This window comes from Companilactobacillus muriivasis, assembly GCF_036246245.1.
GTDB classification, from domain to species: Bacteria; Bacillota; Bacilli; order Lactobacillales; family Lactobacillaceae; genus Companilactobacillus; species Companilactobacillus muriivasis.
Genome location: NZ_BTTQ01000004.1, coordinates 163,236 through 185,367, shown reverse-complemented (window position 1 = coordinate 185,367; position 22,132 = coordinate 163,236). Strand labels below are relative to the sequence as shown.

General features: G+C 37.3%; 17 protein-coding genes. 14 read left to right on the top strand and 3 right to left on the bottom strand.

Annotation, left to right across the window (positions count from 1 at the left end):
- The first annotated feature begins 381 nt into the window (after positions 1-381).
- From AAA923_RS06605 to AAA923_RS06595, 3 genes are read left to right on the top strand one after another with little or no spacing between them, the layout of a single operon-like run.
- Complete coding sequence (locus AAA923_RS06605) at positions 382-3,186, top strand: family 78 glycoside hydrolase catalytic domain (protein WP_338215668.1); 2,805 nt, start codon at positions 382-384, stop codon at positions 3,184-3,186.
- A 2-nt stretch (positions 3,187-3,188) separates the two neighbouring features.
- Positions 3,189-4,400 (top strand): MFS transporter, encoded by a 1,212-nt coding sequence (locus AAA923_RS06600; protein WP_338215666.1) that lies wholly within the window; start codon positions 3,189-3,191, stop codon positions 4,398-4,400.
- Positions 4,401-4,412: 12 nt separating this feature from the next.
- Positions 4,413-5,276 (top strand): alpha/beta hydrolase, encoded by an 864-nt coding sequence (locus AAA923_RS06595; protein WP_338215664.1) that lies wholly within the window; start codon positions 4,413-4,415, stop codon positions 5,274-5,276.
- Positions 5,277-5,604: 328 nt separating this feature from the next.
- Here the strand turns inward: AAA923_RS06595 and AAA923_RS06590 are convergent, their stop codons facing one another.
- Positions 5,605-6,717, bottom strand: a complete 1,113-nt coding sequence (locus AAA923_RS06590) for a helix-turn-helix domain-containing protein (RefSeq protein ID WP_338215662.1) — start codon at positions 6,715-6,717, stop codon at positions 5,605-5,607.
- Between the two features lie 374 nt (positions 6,718-7,091).
- Here AAA923_RS06590 and AAA923_RS06585 point away from each other — a divergent pair, with 374 nt between their 5' ends.
- The 3 genes from AAA923_RS06585 to AAA923_RS06575 are packed head-to-tail and all read left to right on the top strand — an operon-like array spanning position 7,092 to position 9,773.
- Positions 7,092-8,012 (top strand): ROK family protein, encoded by a 921-nt coding sequence (locus AAA923_RS06585; protein WP_338215660.1) that lies wholly within the window; start codon positions 7,092-7,094, stop codon positions 8,010-8,012.
- Positions 8,012-9,481: a glycoside hydrolase family 1 protein gene (locus AAA923_RS06580; protein ID WP_338215658.1), complete on the top strand. Its 1,470-nt coding sequence runs from the start codon at positions 8,012-8,014 to the stop codon at positions 9,479-9,481. The genes AAA923_RS06585 and AAA923_RS06580 overlap by 1 nt, the downstream gene beginning before the upstream one ends.
- Before the next feature lie 10 nt (positions 9,482-9,491).
- On the top strand, positions 9,492-9,773 hold the full coding sequence (locus AAA923_RS06575) for a SemiSWEET family transporter (protein ID WP_338215656.1): 282 nt from the start codon (positions 9,492-9,494) through the stop codon (positions 9,771-9,773).
- A 468-nt stretch (positions 9,774-10,241) separates the two neighbouring features.
- Here AAA923_RS06575 and AAA923_RS06570 read toward each other — a convergent pair whose 3' ends face one another.
- Positions 10,242-10,616 carry a hypothetical protein gene (locus AAA923_RS06570; RefSeq protein WP_338215655.1) on the bottom strand — a complete coding sequence of 125 codons (375 nt, stop codon included), beginning with the start codon at positions 10,614-10,616 and terminating at the stop codon, positions 10,242-10,244.
- Between the two features lie 281 nt (positions 10,617-10,897).
- Here AAA923_RS06570 and AAA923_RS06565 point away from each other — a divergent pair, with 281 nt between their 5' ends.
- The 4 genes from AAA923_RS06565 (at position 10,898) to AAA923_RS06550 (ending at position 15,319) form a co-directional block, all read left to right on the top strand.
- Positions 10,898-12,340: a glycoside hydrolase family 1 protein gene (locus AAA923_RS06565; RefSeq protein WP_338215654.1), complete on the top strand. Its 1,443-nt coding sequence runs from the start codon at positions 10,898-10,900 to the stop codon at positions 12,338-12,340.
- Positions 12,341-12,767: 427 nt separating this feature from the next.
- On the top strand, positions 12,768-14,891 hold the full coding sequence (locus AAA923_RS06560; RefSeq protein WP_338215652.1) for an SLAP domain-containing protein: 2,124 nt from the start codon (positions 12,768-12,770) through the stop codon (positions 14,889-14,891).
- A gap of 96 nt (positions 14,892-14,987) precedes the next feature.
- Positions 14,988-15,152: a hypothetical protein gene (locus AAA923_RS06555; protein WP_171000486.1), complete on the top strand. Its 165-nt coding sequence runs from the start codon at positions 14,988-14,990 to the stop codon at positions 15,150-15,152.
- Between the two features lie 11 nt (positions 15,153-15,163).
- Positions 15,164-15,319 (top strand): hypothetical protein, encoded by a 156-nt coding sequence (locus tag AAA923_RS06550; protein ID WP_157492446.1) that lies wholly within the window; start codon positions 15,164-15,166, stop codon positions 15,317-15,319.
- 269 nt (positions 15,320-15,588) lie between these two features.
- Here the strand turns inward: AAA923_RS06550 and AAA923_RS06545 are convergent, their stop codons facing one another.
- Positions 15,589-17,922 (bottom strand): HAD-IC family P-type ATPase, encoded by a 2,334-nt coding sequence (locus AAA923_RS06545; protein ID WP_338215648.1) that lies wholly within the window; start codon positions 17,920-17,922, stop codon positions 15,589-15,591.
- 318 nt (positions 17,923-18,240) lie between these two features.
- Between AAA923_RS06545 and AAA923_RS06540 the strand changes: the two genes are divergently transcribed.
- The 4 genes from AAA923_RS06540 to AAA923_RS06525 all read left to right on the top strand — a co-directional run bounded on the left by AAA923_RS06540 (position 18,241) and on the right by AAA923_RS06525 (position 22,124).
- Positions 18,241-18,903, top strand: a complete 663-nt coding sequence (locus AAA923_RS06540) for an HAD hydrolase-like protein (RefSeq protein WP_338215646.1) — start codon at positions 18,241-18,243, stop codon at positions 18,901-18,903.
- Positions 18,904-18,909: 6 nt separating this feature from the next.
- Positions 18,910-19,725, top strand: a complete 816-nt coding sequence (locus tag AAA923_RS06535; RefSeq protein ID WP_338215645.1) for a hypothetical protein — start codon at positions 18,910-18,912, stop codon at positions 19,723-19,725.
- A 253-nt stretch (positions 19,726-19,978) separates the two neighbouring features.
- Complete coding sequence (locus AAA923_RS06530) at positions 19,979-20,326, top strand: iron-sulfur cluster biosynthesis family protein (RefSeq protein WP_338215643.1); 348 nt, start codon at positions 19,979-19,981, stop codon at positions 20,324-20,326.
- A gap of 127 nt (positions 20,327-20,453) precedes the next feature.
- Positions 20,454-22,124 (top strand): putative glycosyltransferase family protein, encoded by a 1,671-nt coding sequence (locus AAA923_RS06525; RefSeq protein ID WP_338215641.1) that lies wholly within the window; start codon positions 20,454-20,456, stop codon positions 22,122-22,124.
- The last annotated feature ends 8 nt before the right edge of the window (positions 22,125-22,132 follow it).

Below are 22,132 nucleotides of genomic sequence, written 5' to 3'. Positions count from 1 at the left end.
GCCGAGCCAAGGTCTCGTCTCTCGGTTTGAAGCCTTACCACAGTTCGGTAAGTCTCCAAACTCGCCCGGTGGTGTAATGGCTAAAGCCATAACGCCACACCCACAGCGGGTGATATTCTCATATCTTCCGACTAATTTAATTTTATTAGTATAAATGTACTAAATGAATTTTAATTACGATTAATACGACGGTTATGTTATCTATTTGGAACCTTTAGTTATAAAAAATAATCTCAATCATTAATTTGGTTGGGATTATTTTTTTTGCAATGAACAGCTTAATTTGTAAAAAAATGACACGATATGTAAATCTTATCTAAAAATAGCGCATATTATACATAGTGAAAGCGATTACTAAAAGAAAAATGGGGGAAACGTGATTTGGAAATTAAACAAGTAAAGATAAACCATATGAATAATCCCATTGGATTTGAGCTAAATGATTTATTCATTAACTGTACGATTCATGCCGATAAATATCCCGAAGATTTAGAAAAGAAATTAACAATTACAACAAATAATAAGACTGTCTTTGAAACAGAATGGCAAGCTGCCGAAGATTTGAGTTTTAAACCGGTCTTCAAATTACAAAGCAAGACTAGATATGATGTGAACTTTGAATTACGCACTGGTCAAGAAAATTTTAGTAAAACAGCGTTCTTTGAAACTGGTCTGATGACTGGTTTTGACAAGAGCAATTGGATTGGAACTGACGATGCCAGTGTTCATGGCTTGGATTTGATCAAGCAAATCAATTTTCCTAAAGAAATTAAGCAAGGTCGATTGTACGTCAGTGGATTAGGACTTTATGAAGTATATATCGATGATGTAAAAGTAGGCGACGAATATTTAGCACCTGGTTTTACTAATTACAATTACTACGTTCAAATTGCGACACATGATATTACCAAATTTATTCAGACTCCTGGTGTTCACACAATTCGCATCAGTCTAGGTGATGGATGGTATCGAGGAAAGCTTGGTATCAAGGAACATGGTGGTAAAGCCAATCAATATGGCAATGCCTTAATGGCCAATGCAGAAATTGATTACATTGACAACAGTGGCATTGAACATGCGATTGGAACTGATGATTCATGGCAAGCTAAGACTTCGCAAGTTAGCCATTCTGGAATTTATTATGGTGAAGATTTCGACGAGACTGTTTCGACCGTTGCTTTGCCACTCAAACAATTTGATCAACCTACAAAACATCTCAAGGACCATTTGAGTTTACCAATTAAGCAACATGAGGTTTTCAATGTTAAAGAAAAAATCATCACACCGAGTGATGGCGTCGTGCTCGACTTTGGTCAGAATATGGCTGGTTGGGTAGCGTTCAAAAATAATCTACCTAAGGGAACTAAAGTCGAATTAGAATACGGTGAGATCATGCAAAATGGGGAGCTATATCGCGGAAACTTACGCTCAGCTCGAGCAACTTTCACTTATGTCAGTGATGGAAAGTCACATTTGGTTAGACCACACTTCACATACTTTGGCTTTAGATACGTTAAATTGATCGGTTTTCCTAATGATTTCGATATTAACGATTTTCAAGCTCAAGCACTTTATTCAGATATGGAAACCATTGGCAATGTTCATTCCGACAATAAATTAGTTAATAAATTATTCAGCAATATTCAATGGGGACAACGTAGCAACTTTATGGATGTGCCAACAGATTGTCCGCAACGTGATGAACGCCTTGGTTGGACCGGAGATGCAGCTATTTTTGCTAAAACTGCCAGTTATAACATGGACACTTATCAATTTAATCGAAAATTTGCTTATGATGTCGCAGTTGAGCAGAGTATCAATGATGGAAAAGTTCCATTGTATGTGCCTGCGGTTGATTGTGACGATGGTGGAAAAGCTGTCTGGAGCGATGTCGCAACAATTATTCCTTGGACAAATTACACCAGAACTAAAGATGCTTCAATTTTACGTCAAAACTTTGGTGCGATGATGTCTTGGGTCGATTGGGTTCACGATTATGCTAAAACAACACATAATGAATTCTTGTGGTTGGATGCGGATCAGTTAGGTGATTGGTTGGCACTCGATACCGAAGATATTATGCATTTGAAAGGTAAGACACCGGATGAATTGATTGCCAGTGCTTACTACTATCAATCAGCTAAGATAGTTGCCGCTAGTGCTAAGGTTTTGAATGCCAAACGGGAGTACGAATATTATCAATTATTAGCTGACAAGATTAAGGAAGCCTTTGTTGGTGAATTCTTTACAGCTAGTGGTCGTTTGATAACAGATACACAGACTGCTTTGGCATTGTGCTTGAAATTTAAACTTTATCCACAAGGCGACCAAGCAAATTTGACCGACAAGCTTGTGGAAAGAATTGAAAAAGATCGGAATCATTTAACAACTGGATTTGTTGGGACACCAGCGTTATTACCAGCTTTATCACAGAACGGTCAGAATGAATTAGCTGTTCAAATGTTCTTGAATGAAGATTATCCAAGTTGGCTTTATCAAGTTAAGTTGGGTGCGACAACAATTTGGGAACGCTGGGATTCAGTTAAACCTGATGGAAAAATTAATGATAACGGTATGAATTCATTGAATCACTATTCAACAGGTGCTGTTATGCAGTGGGCTTACGAATACTTATTGGGTATCAAGCAGGGTCAACAACTAGAAATTAAGCCGGCGATTAGTCCTAAGTTCCGCTCAATGGAAGGTTATACACAGTTGGTTACTGGTCAAGTGAAAGTCGCTTGGAAGATTGTGGATAAAGCAGGTAGTGAAGTACAAGTGACTTTGGATTTGCCATACAATCAATCAGCTGTCGTTAATCTACCTAGAACTGATGAATGGATTGCTGATGGTGTTAAACATCAGAACGGCGATATTCTACCAGCTGGTCATCATGAAATTAGTTACCGTCCAGCAACGCCATTTGTAAATAACTTTGACGTTCACACAGCATTAGTTAAATTCATTGATGATAAGAATATTACTGATAAACTCAACCAATTAGTTCCATTCTGGGGTTTCTTGAATTTACCTGGCAACATGGATCACTTCAAAGATTACTCAATCTTACAGTTGAGTCAGGAAATGAAGGGCATTGGCTTTTCACCTTTGAATAAAGAACAAGTAACTCAAATTAATCAGATGTTTATGGATTATGAAACAGAACAAATAAAAAAGGATAATTAATTATGAAAAAAATAATGACGCGTTTTGCAATTTTAATATTGTCTGTCTTTACGGTAAGTGGTGGTGCTACGGCAGCTACTATACCTTTGATGATGAAGAGTTTCCCCAATATCGGTGCGACAACAATTGAATTACTTATGACTATTCCATCACTTGGAATCATTATCTTTACACCAATTAGTAATATTGTGGCCGACTTTATCGGTGTTAAAAGAACCATCATGACTGGTTTAGCTTTGATTTTTATTGGGGGAATTGTTCCAGCTGTTACAATGAATTTCCCATTGATTTTAGCTTCCAGAATCGTCTTAGGACTCGGAACTGGTTTATTAATGTCATTCTCACAATCTCTTATTATTCAATTATATGAGGGTCATGATCAACAGAAGATGTTAGGGCTATCAAGTGTTTTCCAAGGCTTAGGAATGTTTGTTATGACTTACGCTGCCGGAGTTTTATTGAACGGTGGTTGGCAAATGTCATACTGGATCTATTTGATTGTTTTACCAATCGTTCTTCTAGTAGGTATTTATGTTCCAAAGACTGTCGGTATGATTTCAGATTCTCATTCAGGTGAAAGTAAAACTAATGACAGTAAAAAAGTTGACGGTAAAATTTGGTTATTAGCATTCTTTGCTTTCATGTTTAACGCAACCTTCGCTTTTATTTCTATTAAATTTGCTCTCCTAGTTGTTTCACGTAATTACGGAACTGCTTCCGATGCAAGTACTTTACTAGGATTAATGGCTTTCGCTATGGCCGCTGGTGGTTTTATCTTCATGTATGTTCAAAAACACTGGTTTAAATACACAACTGCCATTGGACTAGGATTCGCTACGGTAGCTTTCTTACTACTAACAATTTCTCATTCGTTGATCTTGAGTGCCATTGGTGTTATCTTGCTCGGAATTTCCGTTTCAATCTTTATGGCATCAATGATTGCCAACATCAATCGTATGACTTCCGCTAGTCAAGTTGCTTTCTCAACTTCAGTTGTTATGACTTGTGCCAATGTCGGAACACTACTTTCACCATATTTTGCTAAAGGTATCTCATCATTATTCAATAATCTTGAACCAGGTTTCACTTTTGAAGCTGGACTAGTAGTTTTCGCTGTATTATTCATCGTTGCTGCTTTGGCTGGTGCAAATTATTCGAAATTGGAATACAAGAATACTGATAAATTACCAAATAATATGAAAGCTCAAAATTAGAGGTCGTAAATTATGTTAAGCGAACAAGCAAAACAAGCAATTGAAATTTCAAAAGGTATTAAGAAACAAATATCTGAAGAATTAAAACCTGAAACAGCAGTCTTTTTGAGAAAAGATGCTGATGAACATAATGGAATTCCTATTCCTGACAATATAAAGATGGAAGAATTTCACGATGAAGTCAAAGGTGAGTATTATCAACTAAAAAATAGTAAATATGATACAGTCTTACTCTTTATCCACGGTGGTGCTTACGCTACTGGATCAGTAAAATCTCGTCGTAACCTTTGTTTTGGATTGTTGAATAAGATGAATTGCGATGGCTTTTCAGTTGATTATCGTCAATGGCCTGAAGCTAGACATCCGGCTGCTCAAGAAGACGTTATTGCCGCTTATAAATTTTTAAAGCAAAAGTATAATCACGTTTTTGTATTCGGTGAATCTGCTGGTGCTACTTTGGCACTGACATTAACGTTGCAATTGAAAAAAGAAAAACAACCATTACCTGACAAAATTGCGGTCTTTTCACCAGTAATTACTCAAATCAATGTCATGGCTTCAGAATTTTTGATGCAAGAAAGAGATCCGATGTTGTTGGGAGCTGGAGACCCAGTACCTTACTTCGATGATCCATATGCTAAAGATCCGTTGGTTTCACCAATTTACGGTGACTTCACTGGTTTTCCACCATTGATGATCAACTGTGGTAGCGAGGAAGTTAAGTACGATGATTCGAAAGTTTTGAATTATCTCTGCCAAAAAGCTGGAGTCGATGTTACTTGGGATGTTTGGCAAGACTTGTTCCATGTCTTTGTACTTTTCGATATGCCTGAGACGGATCAAGCGTTAAGTAAAATTGCAAAGTTTCTTAATTAAATATTCCGTCTACAGAGCTGGGAAATATTCACAAGCTGTGCGGACCGGTCCGAGCCGAAGTGCGGTCTCGAACCTCGGTTTGAAGCCTTGACACAGTTCGTCAAGTCTCCAAACACGCCCGGTGGTATAAGGACGGGAGGGTTCTCCCGTCCTTATACCACTACCACGGCACACAAATATTTCCCAGCTCTTCCGACTAATTAATTGTCATTGATTGAATGTAAAAATATTCAAATGTTTTTATATTCAGAATAATTGCGATTAATTAATACATGATGAAAATTAAGATCAAAAAAAATACTCGATTCAAAATTGAATTGAGTATTTTTTAAATATGTTGGTTCTTTCTAAATGCTAATGGTGATAATCCGGTCATTTTTTTGAATGTTCTGGATAATTGCGATTGGTTTTTATAGCCGACTAATGTGGCAATTTCACTGATTGGCAATTGGGTGAATAGCAGTAACTGTTTGGCTGACAAGACCTTTTGAACTGTTAGAAATTCTACTACGCTGATGCCGGTCGTATCTTTGAAAAGGTGCATTAGGTAGGATTTGCTGCAACCAACGCTTTGAGCAATTTCGGAAACATCTTCCACCGTAGTCAGGTTATCGTAAATATATTCTTGAGCACGGTAGATGATTGAAGGGATGTTTTGCCGTTTGATTTGAGCCACATTCTTAACAAATCTTTCGCCAATTGTTCGAGTGTATTCGTAAACATTGGTGATATTACGGATTGCTTCAGTTTTTTTGATGCATTCGTCACTCAGGTTATAAGCATCTTCCGCAAACATACCGCCACGAATCGCTGCTCGAGTGAAGAGAGTTGTTGCGGCGACAGTAATATTTTTCTTACTACGGAGATCATCGGGGGCCAGAATACCGAAATTACCTTGATTCATGAAAGTGACGTAATTGTCATTGAATTCCTTGAGATTACCATGTTCAACTCCCAGCAACATCTTTTGTTCAGCCAAATAACCATTGTGCGATGGCTTATGCTCGTTGAATGATTCAAGTTGTTGGTTGGGGCGGTCGATAATGTCATAATCCGTCAGATCCAATTGGTTGCTGGAAAAGTTGGGAACCTTTTGAGTTAAAGATATGTAAAACAAATTCAATTGAGCTTTGAACGTATTGAAGTCAATCAATGGAACTTTGTCACCATATTTACCATTACCAGTGATAGCACTTGAGGCTGCCCAAACGATAAATTTGGAGTCATTCAAGCTGAAAGTGGCGATGGAACCAATTCTTGAGAAGATGGAAATCGTAATATCTTGATTGACATGATTTAATAGTTTTTCTTGCAGACCATTCGGTAACGTTGGTGCGACTGTCATCTTCGCTGAATAAGTTTGTTCGTTTTGAGAATTAAAGATAAAAACTGACAGATTGGTAGCACTGTGGAAGAAATCTGAAACCGCTTTAAAATTCATGGATATACCTCACTTAAAAAGCTTTATTAGTCAAAAAAAAGTGATAATCAACAAATCAATAATAACAGAATTGCGATAATAAAAATATGGTAATAGTTTATGGATGCCGTCTACAGAGATGAGAAATATTCACTGGCTGTGCGGAACGGTCCGAGCCAAAGAGCGGTCTCGAACCTCGATTTGAATGCTTGCAAAAACCGCAAGTATCCAAACACGCCCGGTGGTGTAATGGCTAAAGCCATAACACCACTTCCACTGCCCACAAATATTTCTCATCTCTTTCGACTAATCATGGTTTAAATTTTTAAATTTAATAAAACAGAGTATTTGAACAACATGTAGCAATTAGAAATAAATTAGGAGATATATATATAATGAAGACCTATTTGGCTTTTGATATCGGAGGAACCAAACTTAAATACGCTTTGATCAATGATCAAGGACAACTTTTAAAGAAGTATTCTGAGAATACTGTTAAGACTTCTCAGACAGAATTTTTAAATCGTTTTAACGAAATCATTCAAAAATTTCAGGCTCAAATTTCTGGAATCGGCATCAGTGTACCTGGAAAAATTAATGCAACGGATCAAAGTATTAGCTTTGGTGGTGCTCTGCCATTTTTAGATGGAGTTTCCTTTAATAAAGAGTTGCACACCAAACTACCTATCTTCGTTGAGAATGATGCCAAGGCGGCGACACTGGCTGAAATGTGGCAAGGTTCATTAATGAATGTTGAAAATGGTGTGATGTTGGTTTTAGGAACAGGCATTGGTTCAGGGATTCTCTTAAATCATCAACTAGTTTATGGAAGCCATCAACAGGCTGGTGAAGTCAGTTTTATGAGTTTTGGAAAATTCGATAAGGACGACATGATGGGTGGTCGTGGATCAGCCGTTGGACTAATTCAAGATATTGCCAGTCATTATGGGTTAGATGATATCGATGATGGTCCGAAAGTATTTGAAATGATTAGAAATAACGATACTTATGCCAAAGAAAGATTCCAAAAATTCTGTCGAAATGTCGCACTATTGATTCACAATATGCAGACTGTTTTGGATGCTGACAGATATGTCATTGGTGGTGGAATATCGCATCAAAAGATTGTCGTCGAAGGTATCAATGAAGCATTTGAAGAATTGCGTGCTGAAAGTGATTTTGTAAATAATACTTTAACTAAACCACAAATTGTCAGTTCTAAATTGTATAACGCAGCCAATTTATATGGAGCAATTTCAAAATTTGAAATTGGAACTGAGAGTACTAACGAGTTGAAAAGTGTAGGTAATATGTAATGGAAAATAATTATGAATTTCCAAAAGATTTCTTATGGGGTGGGGCTACTGCAGCCAATCAATTAGAAGGTGGCTTTGATCAAGATGGTCGTGGTCTCTCGATTGCGGATGCACTTCCTGGTGGTAAAAAAAGATTTGAGATAGTTCAAACTCCAGATTTTAATTGGGAGATTGATGAAGACAAGTATAAATATCCGAATCATTTAGGCATCGATTATTATCACCACTATAAAGAAGATATCGGTTTGTTTGCCGAAATGGGATTCAAAACTTATCGCTTTTCAATTTCATGGAGTCGAATTTATCCTCGTGGGGATGAACAGGAACCCAATCAAGCCGGCCTAAATTTCTATGAAAAGGTTATTGATGAATGCTTGAAATATAAAATTGAGCCAGTCATCACATTGTCTCATTATGAGATGCCACTAGTTTTGGCAAAAGAATACGGTGGGTGGAAGAATCGTCAATTGATCGAATTCTTCGCCAGATATGCCAAGACTGTTATTGAAAAGTTTGGTAACAAAGTCCACTATTTCTTAACTTTTAACGAAATAAATTCAGCTTCACAACACCCAATTATGGGACAAGGTTTGATTCCAAGTAATGGTGGCAACGACAAAAAGAACGTTTTCCAAGCTTGGCACAATCAGTTTGTTGCCAGTTCCAAAGCAGTGAAAATTGCGCATGATTTTAACCCTGATATTCAAGTCGGTTGTATGTTGCTGTACGCCACATCATACGCCTACAATTCTGACCCTAAGAATCAAATTGCCAACTTGCAGAATAATCAGGACTTTAATTATTTCTGTGGTGATGTTCAAATTCGTGGTCAATATCCAGCTTATACGAAACGTTTATTTGCTAAATATGGGTTCACGAAAGCAGATTTAGATATTACTAAGGATGACTTACAAGAGTTGAAAGCTTATCCAGTCGACTTCGTTTCTATCAGCTATTATATGTCGACAGCTGTTGAAACTACTGGTATCACTGACGAACAAGTGGCCGGTAATCTAATGGGTGGTGTGAAAAATCCATTCCTAGAAGTCAGCGATTGGGATTGGCAAATCGATCCCACTGGTTTGAGAATTGCATTAGATGAATTATATGACCGCTATCAAAAACCCATCTTTGTTGTCGAAAATGGTCTAGGTGCGAAAGATAAAGTAGAATCCAATGGCAAAATTTATGATGATTATCGAATTAATTATTTAAGGGCCCACATCGAAGCTATCGGTGAAGCAATTGCAGATGGAGCCGAAGTTATGGGTTATACACCTTGGGGTTGCATCGATCTAGTCAGTGCTTCAACAGGTGAAATGTCAAAACGGTACGGCATGATTTATGTCGACCTTGATGATAATGGACAAGGGACTTTAGCGCGTAAGAAGAAAAAATCATTCGAATGGTACAAACAAGTAATCAGTACCAACGGCCGAGTTTTGACCAGTGACAATTTAAAATGTTGAGGAAATTAAAATGAATCAACCAAAAGTTCAAAAAGTCGATAAAGATCTATTATTCTATGTCAGTCGATTAGCAACACTATTTTCAATTTTGATGTATGTTTCCTACATTCCTCAAATAATGAACAATTTAGCAGGCAGTAAAGGCAATCCATTGCAGCCGTTGTGTGCAGCGTTGAATAGTACCTTGTGGGTTTCATATGGACTGTTGAAACGAAAAAAAGACTGGCCAGTAATAATAGCCAATCTACCAGGAATCGTATTAGGAATATTAACATTTATCACAGCACTCTAAATATGCCGTTTCCAGAGCTGAGAGTATTCATCTGCTGCGCGGCACGGTTCGAGCCAAAGAGCAGTCTCGAACCTCGGTTGAAGCCTTACCACGAACCGGTAAGTCTCCAACACGTCCGGTGGTGTAATTGCTAAAGCAATAACGCCACTTTCGCTGCGGATGAATACTCTCAGCTCTTCCAACTAGTTTGTTTATTCAATGTGTTTTCTAAAATAGAATTTATTCTCGTTGATTAAGAAATTAGAAGTGTAAATTAATTAGCAGGTATATAAAAACTTAGCCTCCGATTGTCAGTAATGCAGACAGCTGTGGGAGTGGTGTTATTGCTTTAGCTCTTACTCCACTGACGTATTTTGAGATTTGCGGTTTTTGCAAAGCTCAAAATCGAGGTGCGAGACCTTGACTCGCACCGGTCACATAGCAGACTGCATTACTGACAATCGGAGACAGCACCACAAAAAAAGGAGCCTATCCTTCAGTGGATAAAGCTCCTTTTGCATCTCTAATGACATATTCTTTGGTTAACTTGGAAGAAATCCGATTTTTTAATTCGTCATTCTCAAATATAATTTCGTTATAATCAGATTTCTTTAAAAGTTTTGCAACTTGCATGGTGAAATATCTTAATTTCAGAATATCTTGTTTTTTCGACTTCTTCAAAAATTTATTTATAAACTTATTTATCATTACATCTCCAAATTGGACAACTTTGGGGATTTCAATTGAAACGGTATTGGCAGTGTACCAAATTCTTTGTTTCCCAGGTGTAAAAATAACTTCTGTGTCATTAACATAGGGAATCTTTTTGATATCAATCGCAACGGTGACAACTCTTCTCGACATTTTTAAGACTCCTTTCATTTAGCTTTAAGTTCATCATATCACAGGTATTTTCATTTATTTTAATGAAAGCGTGACTAATTTGTGAAGTTAAACGAATTGGATTAGCTAGACGATTCGTCGGGGACGTATTTTAAAAAAATGTGGGGTTGGCACACAAATATTTTTCCGGCTCTGTAGATAGGATATTTATTGGTCAAAGTTCTCCATAAAATTCAATGTTTATTTTAAAGTATAGAAAGCGTTACCATAGGCATATAGTTTAAAAAGAAGGAGTAATTCATATGAGCGTATTTCCAAAGAACTTTTTATGGGGTGGTGCCACTGCTGCCAATCAATATGAGGGTGCCTGGAATGTTGACGGTAAAGGTGTCAGCACAGCCGATCTTTTATTAGGTGGAACTTACGAAAAACCTCGTACTTTTACTAAAGAGGTTCAAAAGGGTGCTTATTATCCATCTCATCAAGGTAGTGATTTTTATCACCACTATAAAGAAGATATTAAATTGCTAGCCGGTATGGGATATAAAACTTACCGTATGTCAGTTGCTTGGACAAGAATTTTCCCTAATGGCGATGATGCTACTCCAAACCAAAAGGGACTAGACTTTTATCGCAATGTTTTTGAAGAATGCCACAAATACGGGATCGAACCTTTGGTAACTATTTCTCACTACGAGATGCCTTATCATTTGACTGAAGTATATGGTGGTTGGGGTAGCCGCAAGGTTATTGACTTCTACGTTAAATATGCGAAAACTTTGTTCAACGAATACAAAGGTCTCGTTAAATATTGGTTAACTTTCAACGAAATCAATATCGGAATGTTATTCGGTGGCTATATGTCACTCGGTTTGCCAGTTAAAGACGGTTCAGCACCTTTCAATACTGAAATGACTGATGCCGATATTCAAAATAACCTCCAAGGCTTGCATCATCAATTTGTTGCCAGTGCTTTAGCTGTTAAAATTGGTCACGAAATCAGCTCTGACAATATGATTGGTTGCATGATTGCTGGTAACGTCAATTATCCGTTAACATCTAATCCAGACGATATTTTGAAAGCTCAATTAGCTAACGAAATTAACAATTATTACTGTGGCGATGTTCAAGTTCGTGGTGCTTATCCACACTTTGCACAACGTTTCTGGGATGAACACAATGTTAAATTGAATATTACAGCTGAAGACGCTGAAGTTTTAAAGGAAGGTACTGTTGACTACTATAGTTTCAGTTACTATTCATCAAACACTTTGACTACTGATAAGAGTAAAGGTGAGGCTGCCGGAAACTTTTCAACTGGTGTTAAGAATCCTTACTTGAAGTACAGTGAATGGGGCTGGAGTATGGATCCTAAAGGCTTACGTTGGTATCTAAACGACGTTTATGGCCGTTATGGAATTCCGATTATGGTTGTCGAAAATGGACTAGGGGCTCGAGATACAGTTGAAAAAGATGGCTCAATCAATGATGACTATCGTATCGATTATCTTAAAGGCCACATTGAACAAATGAAGGAAGCTATCAAAGATGGCGTTGATTTAATTGGTTATACACCTTGGGGCTGTATTGATTTGGTTTCCGCAGGTACTGGTCAAATGGCTAAACGTTATGGGTTCGTTTATGTTGATCGTGACGATGATGAAAAAGGTGACTTTAGTCGTAAACCAAAGAAAAGCTATTACTGGTATAAGAAGGTTATCGAATCAAATGGTGACGAATTGTAAAATTTCTGAGCCTCTCAATTGCGTGATAGAAAAAAATCTTTCATAATATGTAGTACAATCTCAAGCAAAGAGGTAATTACTTATGAAAGACAAAGTACCTAGGGTCACGCTGAGAGTATCGATAATTGTACTGATATTAATTTCGATAGGACTCTATTTCTTTAATCAACCTAACGCGATGTTGGCATTATTTGCCGTGATTGTGTTGTCAGCTGTGTATTTATGCGGCATGGAAAAGAACCATGACAAGTTCATGCATCACCGTCGTAAAGAGTGATTCCTAAATTACGTAAGAAACTTTAAAATTTATTTAAGAATATTGAAAAAAGAGGACATTTTTGACAAAAAATGCCTTCTTTTTTTATGCATTACTGATATGCTATAGGAGTATAGATATATATTAATTTTATCAGGGAGATATGTGTTTATGAAAAAATATACAAAGATGGTTTTAGCTGGTGTTCTGCTATCCAGTGCCGTTTTAGGGGCAAATACTTCAGTTGTTAAAGCTGCAAGTGGCGATCCGCTAAATGTCGATACAAGTGCAATTGCTAATAATGTTATTCAAGTTATTAATGAATTATTAAATTCAAAAACAACAGCAAATAAGGTAAATCCTCAAACTAAATTTTCGGATTTGGTAGATGGTAGTACTTTAACTGCTACACCAATTTTTGGTAAGAAGTCTTCGAGTGAATTTTCAAGTACTCTACAAAGTGAACTGAATATTGTAGATGATAAAGGACAATTAGTTCCTATGACTGTTACTGAAAGTGATAATCATGGCTTTGCTAAGGATGTTAGTTACACTCTAAATGGAACGACTAAGAAAGTAACAGTCAGTTATAATTTGGAGAAACCAACGGTTTCATTTAGTAATGGAACAACAATGAACTTTACGTCTGCTTCTGAAGCTAATACTAATTTAACTAAGTTAGTTACTGCTAAAATAACAAATGGTGATGATGCTAATGGTAATACTAATACACCTAAGTTGAGCTCAAATCCTGCTTCAGTTACTGCTAGTGGTGCAGTTGTATTTACACCAAGTGATATTTATGGAGACGGTATTCCAGCTACTGGAACAGTAAATTTATATAGTGCTCCAACTGTACCTGCTCGTGCAGTATCGACTGCTGAGGCTGCAAAGAATCCAATTGCATTTACTGCTACCAATGAGCAAAGATTCTTGGCAACGCCAACAGATACTAGTGACCTTACAGCAATTAAATATAATGTTGCAGCTATTGATTCTGCCGGTAATCCAGTAAATGATTCAGCAACTGGTGATGCAATAATATTTAAAGGAGTAACAGGAAAAGCAACTGTAACTGAAAATACTACTGATGTCATTAATTATACGATGGTATTTAAAGATGCAAAAACTGGCAATGTTGTGCTCACAAAAGATACAACAGGAAAATCTGGAGATACTATCGATAGTGATGCTGCAAATGCATTACTTGCGGGTACTAATTACAAACTAAGTGGTGATCAAACAGCTACGCTGAATGCATCAACAACAGAAGTTAACTTTACAGTTACAAAACCTGTAAATACAACTGTAAATTATAAGGATATAACAACTGGTAAGACAGTCGGAACATATCCCTTAACTGGTGATAATGGTTCATCAACTTATCTAAAGGGCATTCCATCAGGTTATCAATTAGTTAACTTGGGTGACTTCATGCAAACATTGAATGCTGATCAAACAAGCAAAGATGTTTATGTTAAGAAGACTCAAAACACTGTTGGCAATCTTTCATACACTGTTACATACAGAGATAAGACTACTGGTAAAGTTGTAGGAACACCTGTTAAGAGCGAAGGAGCTTTAGGCGATTACATCGGATTAACAGCGCCAGATGGTTATGCCTTTGCTTCCGTTCTTGATAATGGGTTCTTACTACTCAAGAACAATCAAAACGTAACTAAATATGTTGTTGCTGCTGACACACCATACAGTATTTCCTATGTCGACCAAGACACAGGTAAAGAAGTTGGTACTGAAGCAGGCAAGGGTGCTGATGGCTCTAAGATTGTTCTAAAGGCTCCAACAAACTATGCATTTGTTAACGCCGATGATGTCAACTACACAATTGACAAGGACACACCAACATCAACTGTTTACGTTCAAAAATCTGATCAAACTGAAGATAACATTGTTTCAGGTTATCCAAAGAATGGTTACATCAAGATTTATGACGAAAAAGGTAAGTTGAACAATGATGTCGTCCTTTCAGAAGGTTCAAGTTGGATCATTGACAAGTCATTGACTATTAATGGTGCTGAATACTATCGTGTTGCTACTAACGAATATGTAAAGGCTAGTGATGTTTATAAGTACATACCTCTACAAACTGTTGCTACAACAAATGGTAAGAATTTGACACCTGTTTATAACAGTCGTGGTCAAGTAATCATTGACCGTGCGCTTGATACAAATACTCCTTGGTACACAGACCGTTCTGCAACTATCAGGGGACAAAAGATGTATCGTGTTGCTACTGATGAATGGATCAAAGCTTCCGATTCAACGTTAAGATAATTATTAGAAAATACACTAATTTAAATATTGGTGTATTTTTTTGTCTGCGCTTTCACAAAAGAGTACACTTGGTATTAAAGTAAAGGGGTTGATTGGATGCGTCAGATGATTGAAATGTTAGTTGTTGCGTTGGTAGCTGGGTTAGTTGTTGCCATTGTTTCGACTTTACACATGAATGGAATTTTACAAAGTATTATCTATGCCGTTTTAGTTGGGTTAGTCATCTATGCAATCGCCTTGATTATGAGAATCCACAAATAGGGGGAAAAACCATGGACAGAATGACACAAGGAATGGTTTTAGGTTTCGTAGCTTTTGTCGTTATCTTTGGCTTGAGCATGTTGCATGTTAGTCAAACGGTAATCGGTGGAGCTTTGCTGGTTATTTTGATTATTAGTACTATTATTTTGAGAAGAATGAAGTCGTAAAAAATATAGTGGGACAAAATGTGTTCAACTTTCGGTTATAACGTAAATAGGAGCTGCAATCCGATTGGGGATTACGGCTCCTATTTTTGGTTGGTTAGATTTATTTTGGCCTTTTTAAACCTTGTTATATAGGCAGTGGCTCTAAAACGAGTTCCGACAGGGCAACTCCTTCCGCTTTGTATAACTTCCCAAATCACGCACAAGTTCGGTGCGTAATTCGTGAAGTTACACAAATGCTCGGGAGCTGACCGCCCTGTCTCCACTCTCTGTCACTTCCAGTTAATCCTAGAGAACACTCTTCTTCCCAATACTTCCCTCATAAACATAAATAATGGCCATGAGACTAACAGTAACGCTATGTAAATATAAGTGTACTGCCAGCTTAAAATGCTCTGTAAGCCGAAAGCATTGCCACTGAAGATAAATGTTACTACGAATAACGCAAATGATATTCCTATCATGATCTTCTTTCGCAAATATAGAGGATTACTGATGGATATTAATGCGCAGTAGCCGATCAATCCGATGGTGAAGACGGCTAGGGTTGAAGTTGTTTCGTAACTGAAGTTTAAATGGTTGCCTAAAATTGAAATGGTCATGATTAACAGTATATTGCAGATGGCCGCTGGCAACGCGATTTCCATAACGTTTCGCATAAACCTTCCGGCTGGTGGGGTGTAATTTGGCTCCAATGCCAGGATGAAGGTTGGAATACCAACTGTTAAAGCATTGATTGGTGTTAATTGTGAAGGTTGGAATGGGTAGCCTGTCCCTAGAATGATAAAGATAATCGAGAGAACGACTGAATAAATTGTCTTGATCAAGAATAGGGATGCTACACGTTCAACGTTATTGATAACTCGACGTCCTTCGTTGAGCATAAAGATCATTGAATCAAAGTTTCTATTTAATAGTACGAAATCTGCTGAAGCCTCGGCAGCGTCACTTTCTCCGGCAATGGCAACACTACAATCTGATTGACGCATTGCTAGAACGTCGTTGACACCATCACCTGTCATACCAACGGTTAGACCGTTATCTTGCATGGCCTTAATGAGCTCAGCTTTTTGGCTAGGACGGACACGACCAAAAATTTTATATTTCTTAACTAGGTCGTGATAGTCGTCGTCTTCAGTAACAGTACTCATGTCGATGTAGTTTTTACCAGAATCAATTCCAGCTTGAGCAGCAACGTTAGCAACTGTGACAGGATTATCACCGGAAATAATTCGTAAGTCGATACCCTGATTGCGCAAATAATTGAAGGTATCGGGAGCTTGTTTTCTCACTTCGTCAGAGATCATTAGCAATCCCAACAATGTTTGTTCAGGTGATTCTTTCAAAATAGCAATGACACGAAATCCATGTTCGGCTGCTTTTTCAACTGTTTGCGTAATTTCTGGAGTAGGGTTTTTAATAATGAATTCAGGAGCACCCATGATATAACGGACGTTGTCATTAGTTACGAATCCAGAATATTTAGTTTCAGATGAGAAAGGAATAACTTCTTTGACTTCTTGTTGTAGTGGTGTTGCCTTTAAAGCCTCAACTGCCATTGCGGTGGCGTTGGTTTCTTGAGTAGCGTCAACAATTTTTTGAGCGATTGCATGAACTTGTTGTTCGCTAACGCCAAAAGTCTCAGTTTTCTTAACAGTTAATTTTCCAGTTGTGATAGTCCCAGTTTTATCCAAACAGAGAACATCGACACGGGCCAATGTTTCGATAGCACTGAGGGAACGAACAAGAATTTGACGTTTGGTTAAATTGTAGGCACCAGTCGCTAAGGCAACAGAAGTTAATAGAACCAATCCTTCAGGAATCATGCCGATAACGGATGCTGAAGTACCTAGGATGGCTTTGGCAAAGTCGCCACTTTTTAGGAATGAACGGAAGAATAACATTAACCCGACAGGAATAATCGTATATGTTAAAATTTTAATGATATTATTGATAATTTTCATCAAGACACTGACGGAACGTTTCTCTTTACCAACGGCTGCGGAAATTGAAGAAACAAAACTTTCGGTTCCGACTTGAGTCAATTGAACTTTAGCCTGACCAGCAATCGCAAAGCTACCAGAGAAGACTTCATCGTCAGTTTTCTTACTAATCGTGTCAGCTTCACCTGTAATACTTGATTCATTGGTCTGCAATCCGTTAGAATAACGAACAATTCCATCAGCTGGAATCGTATCGCCACGTTTAATAGAAACAATGTCATCTTCAACAAGATCAGCAATATCAATTTCCTGATCAGTACCATCTCGAGTGACTGTAAAAGTAGCCGAGTTGACCAGACTGATTTTATCAATCGTCACTTTGGCACGAATTTCTTGATAACTTCCGATAATGATATTGGCCACAACAGGTCCTAAGAAGAATAAATTTCGATAGGAACCAGTTAAGAAAATTAGGATAGCAATGACTAAATTTAGAAAGTTAAATAATGTGAATAAGTTATCGGCCAGAATTTTGGGGATGGGTCGTGATAGCTTTTTAATCTGGACATTTGTCAGTCCTGCTTTGACCTTAGCATCAACCTGAGCAGCAGTTAAACCGGTTTTGAGGTCAGTGTATTCATTAGGCTTTTTTATTTTTACCATACTCTACCTATGCCTGTTAGTTATTTTCTATGGAATGCTATATACTCTTTACATAAACGTATTTTGCGGTGGTCTCGATTAATAAAAACCTAGTTGGAAGAGCTGAGAAGTATTCACCAGCAGCGGCAGTGGCGTTATGGCTTTAGCCATTACACTACCGACGTATTTTGAGATTTGCGATTTTTGCAAAGCTCAAAATCGAGACCCGAGACCGAACTTTGGCTCGAACCGGTCGCACAGCAGGCGAAATACTTCTCAGCTCTGGAGACGGCAAATACGTTGTATAACTTAAATTTAACATAAAAGGATGAATTTAATTTGAACAATTTATTTTTTGATTTAGATGGGACGATTATTAATTCTGAAGCTGGAATTATGAAGAGTCTGAAGTACATGTATAACCATACTTTAGGCTATGTGCCACACGATGATGCAACGTTACATACTTTTATCGGCCCAACTATTGGAGCTTCGATTGAAAAATATGACCACGTTGCGCCGGATGATCCGTTTATTACTCAAAGTATAAATGCCTTCCGTGAGTATTATCAAGTTGAGGGCTGGGAAGAATATACAGTTTTTGACGGTATATATGATATGATGGAATCCTTGAAACATGCTGATAAAGAGATTTTTATCGCAACTTCGAAACCAGAAATTTTTGCGAAAAAGATTATCGATCAATTAAATATGAAAGATTATGTTAGACACGTTTTTGGCGCCGCTGAAGATGAATCGATTCGTTCGTTAAAAGAGGACGTAATTTCTTACGGAATTGAAAAAACTTCAGTTGAATTAGATACAAAGAATCTTGTTATGGTTGGGGATCGTAGCAGTGATATTGTGGGGGCACATAAGAATAATCTCAAAGCTATCGGGGTGACATATGGCTTTGGTGATTACGACGAACTAAAAGCCGCTAACTCTGAATGGATCGTAAATAGTCCACAGGAGATTGCTAAACTAGCTATGGAGAATTAGAAAATTATGAGCAAGTCATTGTCATATAACAGACACGGATTCACATTAGTTTTATTATCAATTTGTTTGATGGTAATCGTATTTTTAGGCATCACTCTTTCAACCGTTTTGAACAGTAACTATGTCAAAAAAGTGGTCAGCAGTGAAACTAATGTTACGTTGATTAGAAATTATACCAATCAAAGACTGGGACGTTTGGTAAATAGTTACTCCGCGTCATCCAATCTTTCAGCGGTTACTCTGACTAATAATGATGTTAAGAAAATTATTAATACATCTGTGGATGAAGTGTACAGTGATGACTCAAAATTAACTGTTGGAACTGCTATTTTAGCAACAATCAGTTCTAAATTAAAAAAAGAAGCTAGGCAAAATGGCCTAAATATTGACAGTGAAATTGATACGGTCATTCATAGCAACGAGGGCATCATGAACCAAATTGTCGACAATGATTTAGGTCAGATTGAGCAAGTGATTGAGCAGATTCAAACCATTAAACGTTTGATAAAAATGGTTATGATTATTGCGGCGGTTATGTTTGTGCTGTTGGCGATTCGTTTACGGATAAAAGTTGGCTCAAGTATGTTATTTTTCCATCACTTGGGAACTGTCGGTATTTGTACGTCAATTCTGTTATTAATATTGCTTGGATGTACCTATTATCCGCTTCAGGATTTAATTGTAAGCAACATCGATTACAATATCCGTGATGTCTTATATAATGTGTTAAATGGTATTTTGCTTAGTTATATCTCAATCATTTTCATGGTCTTTATTGTTAGTTTGTTGGATTGGGGTAGTACTACCAAGTATAAGTATTAGTGGCCGCCTCCGGTCGACATTGATATTAGTTCTGCTATGGGGATCGGTCCGAGCCAAAGTGCGGTCTCGAACCTCGACTTAAAGCCTTGCAAAAATCGCAAGTCTCCAAGCTCGTCCCGTGGTGTAATGGCTAAAGCCATAACGCCACCTCCATTGCAGACTAATATCAATGTCGACATCCGGCTATTGTATAATTTGCTTGATATTTTCTAAAACTAAATACTAACTACGTAAAAGTCGAAGTAAATTATTTATGAAAATTGAAATTACTGAACAAGCACAAGCTAAATTGGAAAAATATGTTGAAGCTGGTAAGAAGATTCTGTTGGATCTTGATGATGGCTTTGGTCGATATTCGGATGAGGGTACTTGTGCTTTGTTAACTAAATTTCGGATTCTTGTGCTTGATGAGGGTGCTGATTTGAGTGATTATTCGGTTCATCTTGAAAGTCCAGTTGGAACTATTTATTTTAAGGATAGTGCTAAAGCCTTTTTGGATGATGGGATGTCTTTGAAGGTTGATCCGAAAACGCAATTGTTGGTCTTTTCTAATACGAAAGAAATTATCGATAAAAGTGTTAATATAATTGATGCTAAATAATTAATCTTGAGGATATGTTAGCTCTGGTTTTGGGGAATGGGCTGGCATAGATTATAAATGTAAAATATTGAGGGAGCTTGGAGACGTTTGTCTTCGGGCTCCCTTTTTCCGTCAAGGTAGGGAAATTATGAAAAAATCATTTTCTCAACATAAATTATTGTTTATTTTATTGTTATTTGCCTTTGTCAGCGTTGCCTCGATATATCTGACTGATTTGAACGGTCATATCTGGGCCTTTTTGGGAATGAACGATGATGGTCGGTTTCACGTCATGCGGATTGAAGGATTATATCAATCACTGAAACGTGGCGTTTATTTTCCTAGTGTGAATATGTCATTTATGGATGGATTCGGATATATTGCCAATATTTTTTATTCTGACTTGTGGCTCTATCCGGCAGCATTCTTGAGATTATTAGGATTTACGACTGTTCAGGCTTTTGTCAGTTTTTACGTTATTTTAAATTTCTGTACATTGGTGATTTCATTTTGGTCATTTTATCAAGTTAGTCGTAAATACGATAAAAGTTTAGTTTTCAGTTTGCTTTATACTGTTTCGTTTTACCGAATCTTTGATATGGTACGGCGGTTTGATATTGGGGAAGCGTTGACGTTAGCATTTTTACCTTTGGTTGTACTGGGAGTCTATGAAATTTTTTATGGGAATCGGCATCGCTGGTTGTATTTGACGTTTGGCATGGTCGCCGTAATTTACTCTCATGCTTTGTCGCCAGTCTTGATTGTTATGTTTATTTGTATGGTAATTGTTTTTCGGATTAATAAATTGATTCAAGAGCCTAGAAGAATTTTGTCATTATTGAAAGCTACGTTTTGGGCAGTAATGTTGACGTTAGCGTACTTTTTGCCAATGGTCGAACAATTACACTGGACACAATTCAAATTAACACATGCGCCGTTAATTTACGTTTCACAGAGTGGTATGACGTTGTACGATTTGATTCATGGCAGTGTGACTGATGATTTATTCAATCAAAATATAGGGTTGCTGATGTTAGTAGTTGCCATTTTGATTCCGGTAACGATTTGGTTCGTGAAAAATCCAGCGTTACGAGACTTTGCGATTATCGGTGAAATTCTATTGTTCATGACGACTAAATTTTTTCCATGGCAATATTTTGATTACACGCCGCTTAATATGATTCAATTTCCTTGGCGTTTTGATTTACTAGTGACGATTTTATTCACAATTTTTCTGGCCAGTGATCCGTTGAATTGGTTCATTGCTTGGTGGAAAAAGGTTTTGTTGGTCAGTTTATCTCTGGGATTGGTTGTTGGAGCGGAACAGAAATTAATTGTCGATTATCCGCAAGAATATAGCTCGTATCAATCGTTCAATAAACTGGATAGTTACAGTATTGGTAGTGGTGAAGAATATTTGCCAATGAATGCTGATTTGAGTGTCTTGATGTCAACGCCACATACACCAACATTGGAGAGTGGTACGGCCGTTATAACGGACTTTTCTCAGCAAGGTTCAAAACTTAGTTTTAATTTCCAAAATGCCAACAATGGAAAAATTGATGTTCCAGTTATTGGTTATTATGGTTATTCAGCTAAGGATTCAACTGGGCAAGTTTCTAAATTTAAAATGGATCTGAATAACAATGGCTTGGGACAGGTGATTGTCAATGGAACTGGGACTGTGCGGATCAATTACTATGAGACGGCTATTCAAAAATACAGTCGGTTATTCTCAATTTTTAGTTTATTAATTTTGATGGTTGCAATTATTTTTCAGAAAAGAATGCGAAATAGAGTATCTTTATTTGAGAAGTAGTTAGTATA

Excerpts from the sequence above, each read along its gene's own strand:
- AAA923_RS06600 (WP_338215666.1), top strand. The coding sequence starts at position 3,189 with ATGAAAAAAATAATGACGCGTTTTGCAATTTTAATATTGTCTGTCTTT.
- AAA923_RS06595 (WP_338215664.1), top strand. The coding sequence starts at position 4,413 with ATGTTAAGCGAACAAGCAAAACAAGCAATTGAAATTTCAAAAGGTATT.
- AAA923_RS06590 (WP_338215662.1), bottom strand. The coding sequence starts at position 6,717 with ATGAATTTTAAAGCGGTTTCAGATTTCTTCCACAGTGCTACCAATCTG.
- AAA923_RS06585 (WP_338215660.1), top strand. The coding sequence starts at position 7,092 with ATGAAGACCTATTTGGCTTTTGATATCGGAGGAACCAAACTTAAATAC.
- AAA923_RS06580 (WP_338215658.1), top strand. The coding sequence starts at position 8,012 with ATGGAAAATAATTATGAATTTCCAAAAGATTTCTTATGGGGTGGGGCT.
- AAA923_RS06575 (WP_338215656.1), top strand. The coding sequence starts at position 9,492 with ATGAATCAACCAAAAGTTCAAAAAGTCGATAAAGATCTATTATTCTAT.
- AAA923_RS06570 (WP_338215655.1), bottom strand. The coding sequence starts at position 10,616 with ATGTCGAGAAGAGTTGTCACCGTTGCGATTGATATCAAAAAGATTCCC.
- AAA923_RS06565 (WP_338215654.1), top strand. The coding sequence starts at position 10,898 with ATGAGCGTATTTCCAAAGAACTTTTTATGGGGTGGTGCCACTGCTGCC.
- AAA923_RS06560 (WP_338215652.1), top strand. The coding sequence starts at position 12,768 with ATGAAAAAATATACAAAGATGGTTTTAGCTGGTGTTCTGCTATCCAGT.
- AAA923_RS06555 (WP_171000486.1), top strand. The coding sequence starts at position 14,988 with ATGCGTCAGATGATTGAAATGTTAGTTGTTGCGTTGGTAGCTGGGTTA.
- AAA923_RS06550 (WP_157492446.1), top strand. The coding sequence starts at position 15,164 with ATGGACAGAATGACACAAGGAATGGTTTTAGGTTTCGTAGCTTTTGTC.
- AAA923_RS06545 (WP_338215648.1), bottom strand. The coding sequence starts at position 17,922 with ATGGTAAAAATAAAAAAGCCTAATGAATACACTGACCTCAAAACCGGT.
- AAA923_RS06535 (WP_338215645.1), top strand. The coding sequence starts at position 18,910 with ATGAGCAAGTCATTGTCATATAACAGACACGGATTCACATTAGTTTTA.
- AAA923_RS06530 (WP_338215643.1), top strand. The coding sequence starts at position 19,979 with ATGAAAATTGAAATTACTGAACAAGCACAAGCTAAATTGGAAAAATAT.
- AAA923_RS06525 (WP_338215641.1), top strand. The coding sequence starts at position 20,454 with ATGAAAAAATCATTTTCTCAACATAAATTATTGTTTATTTTATTGTTA.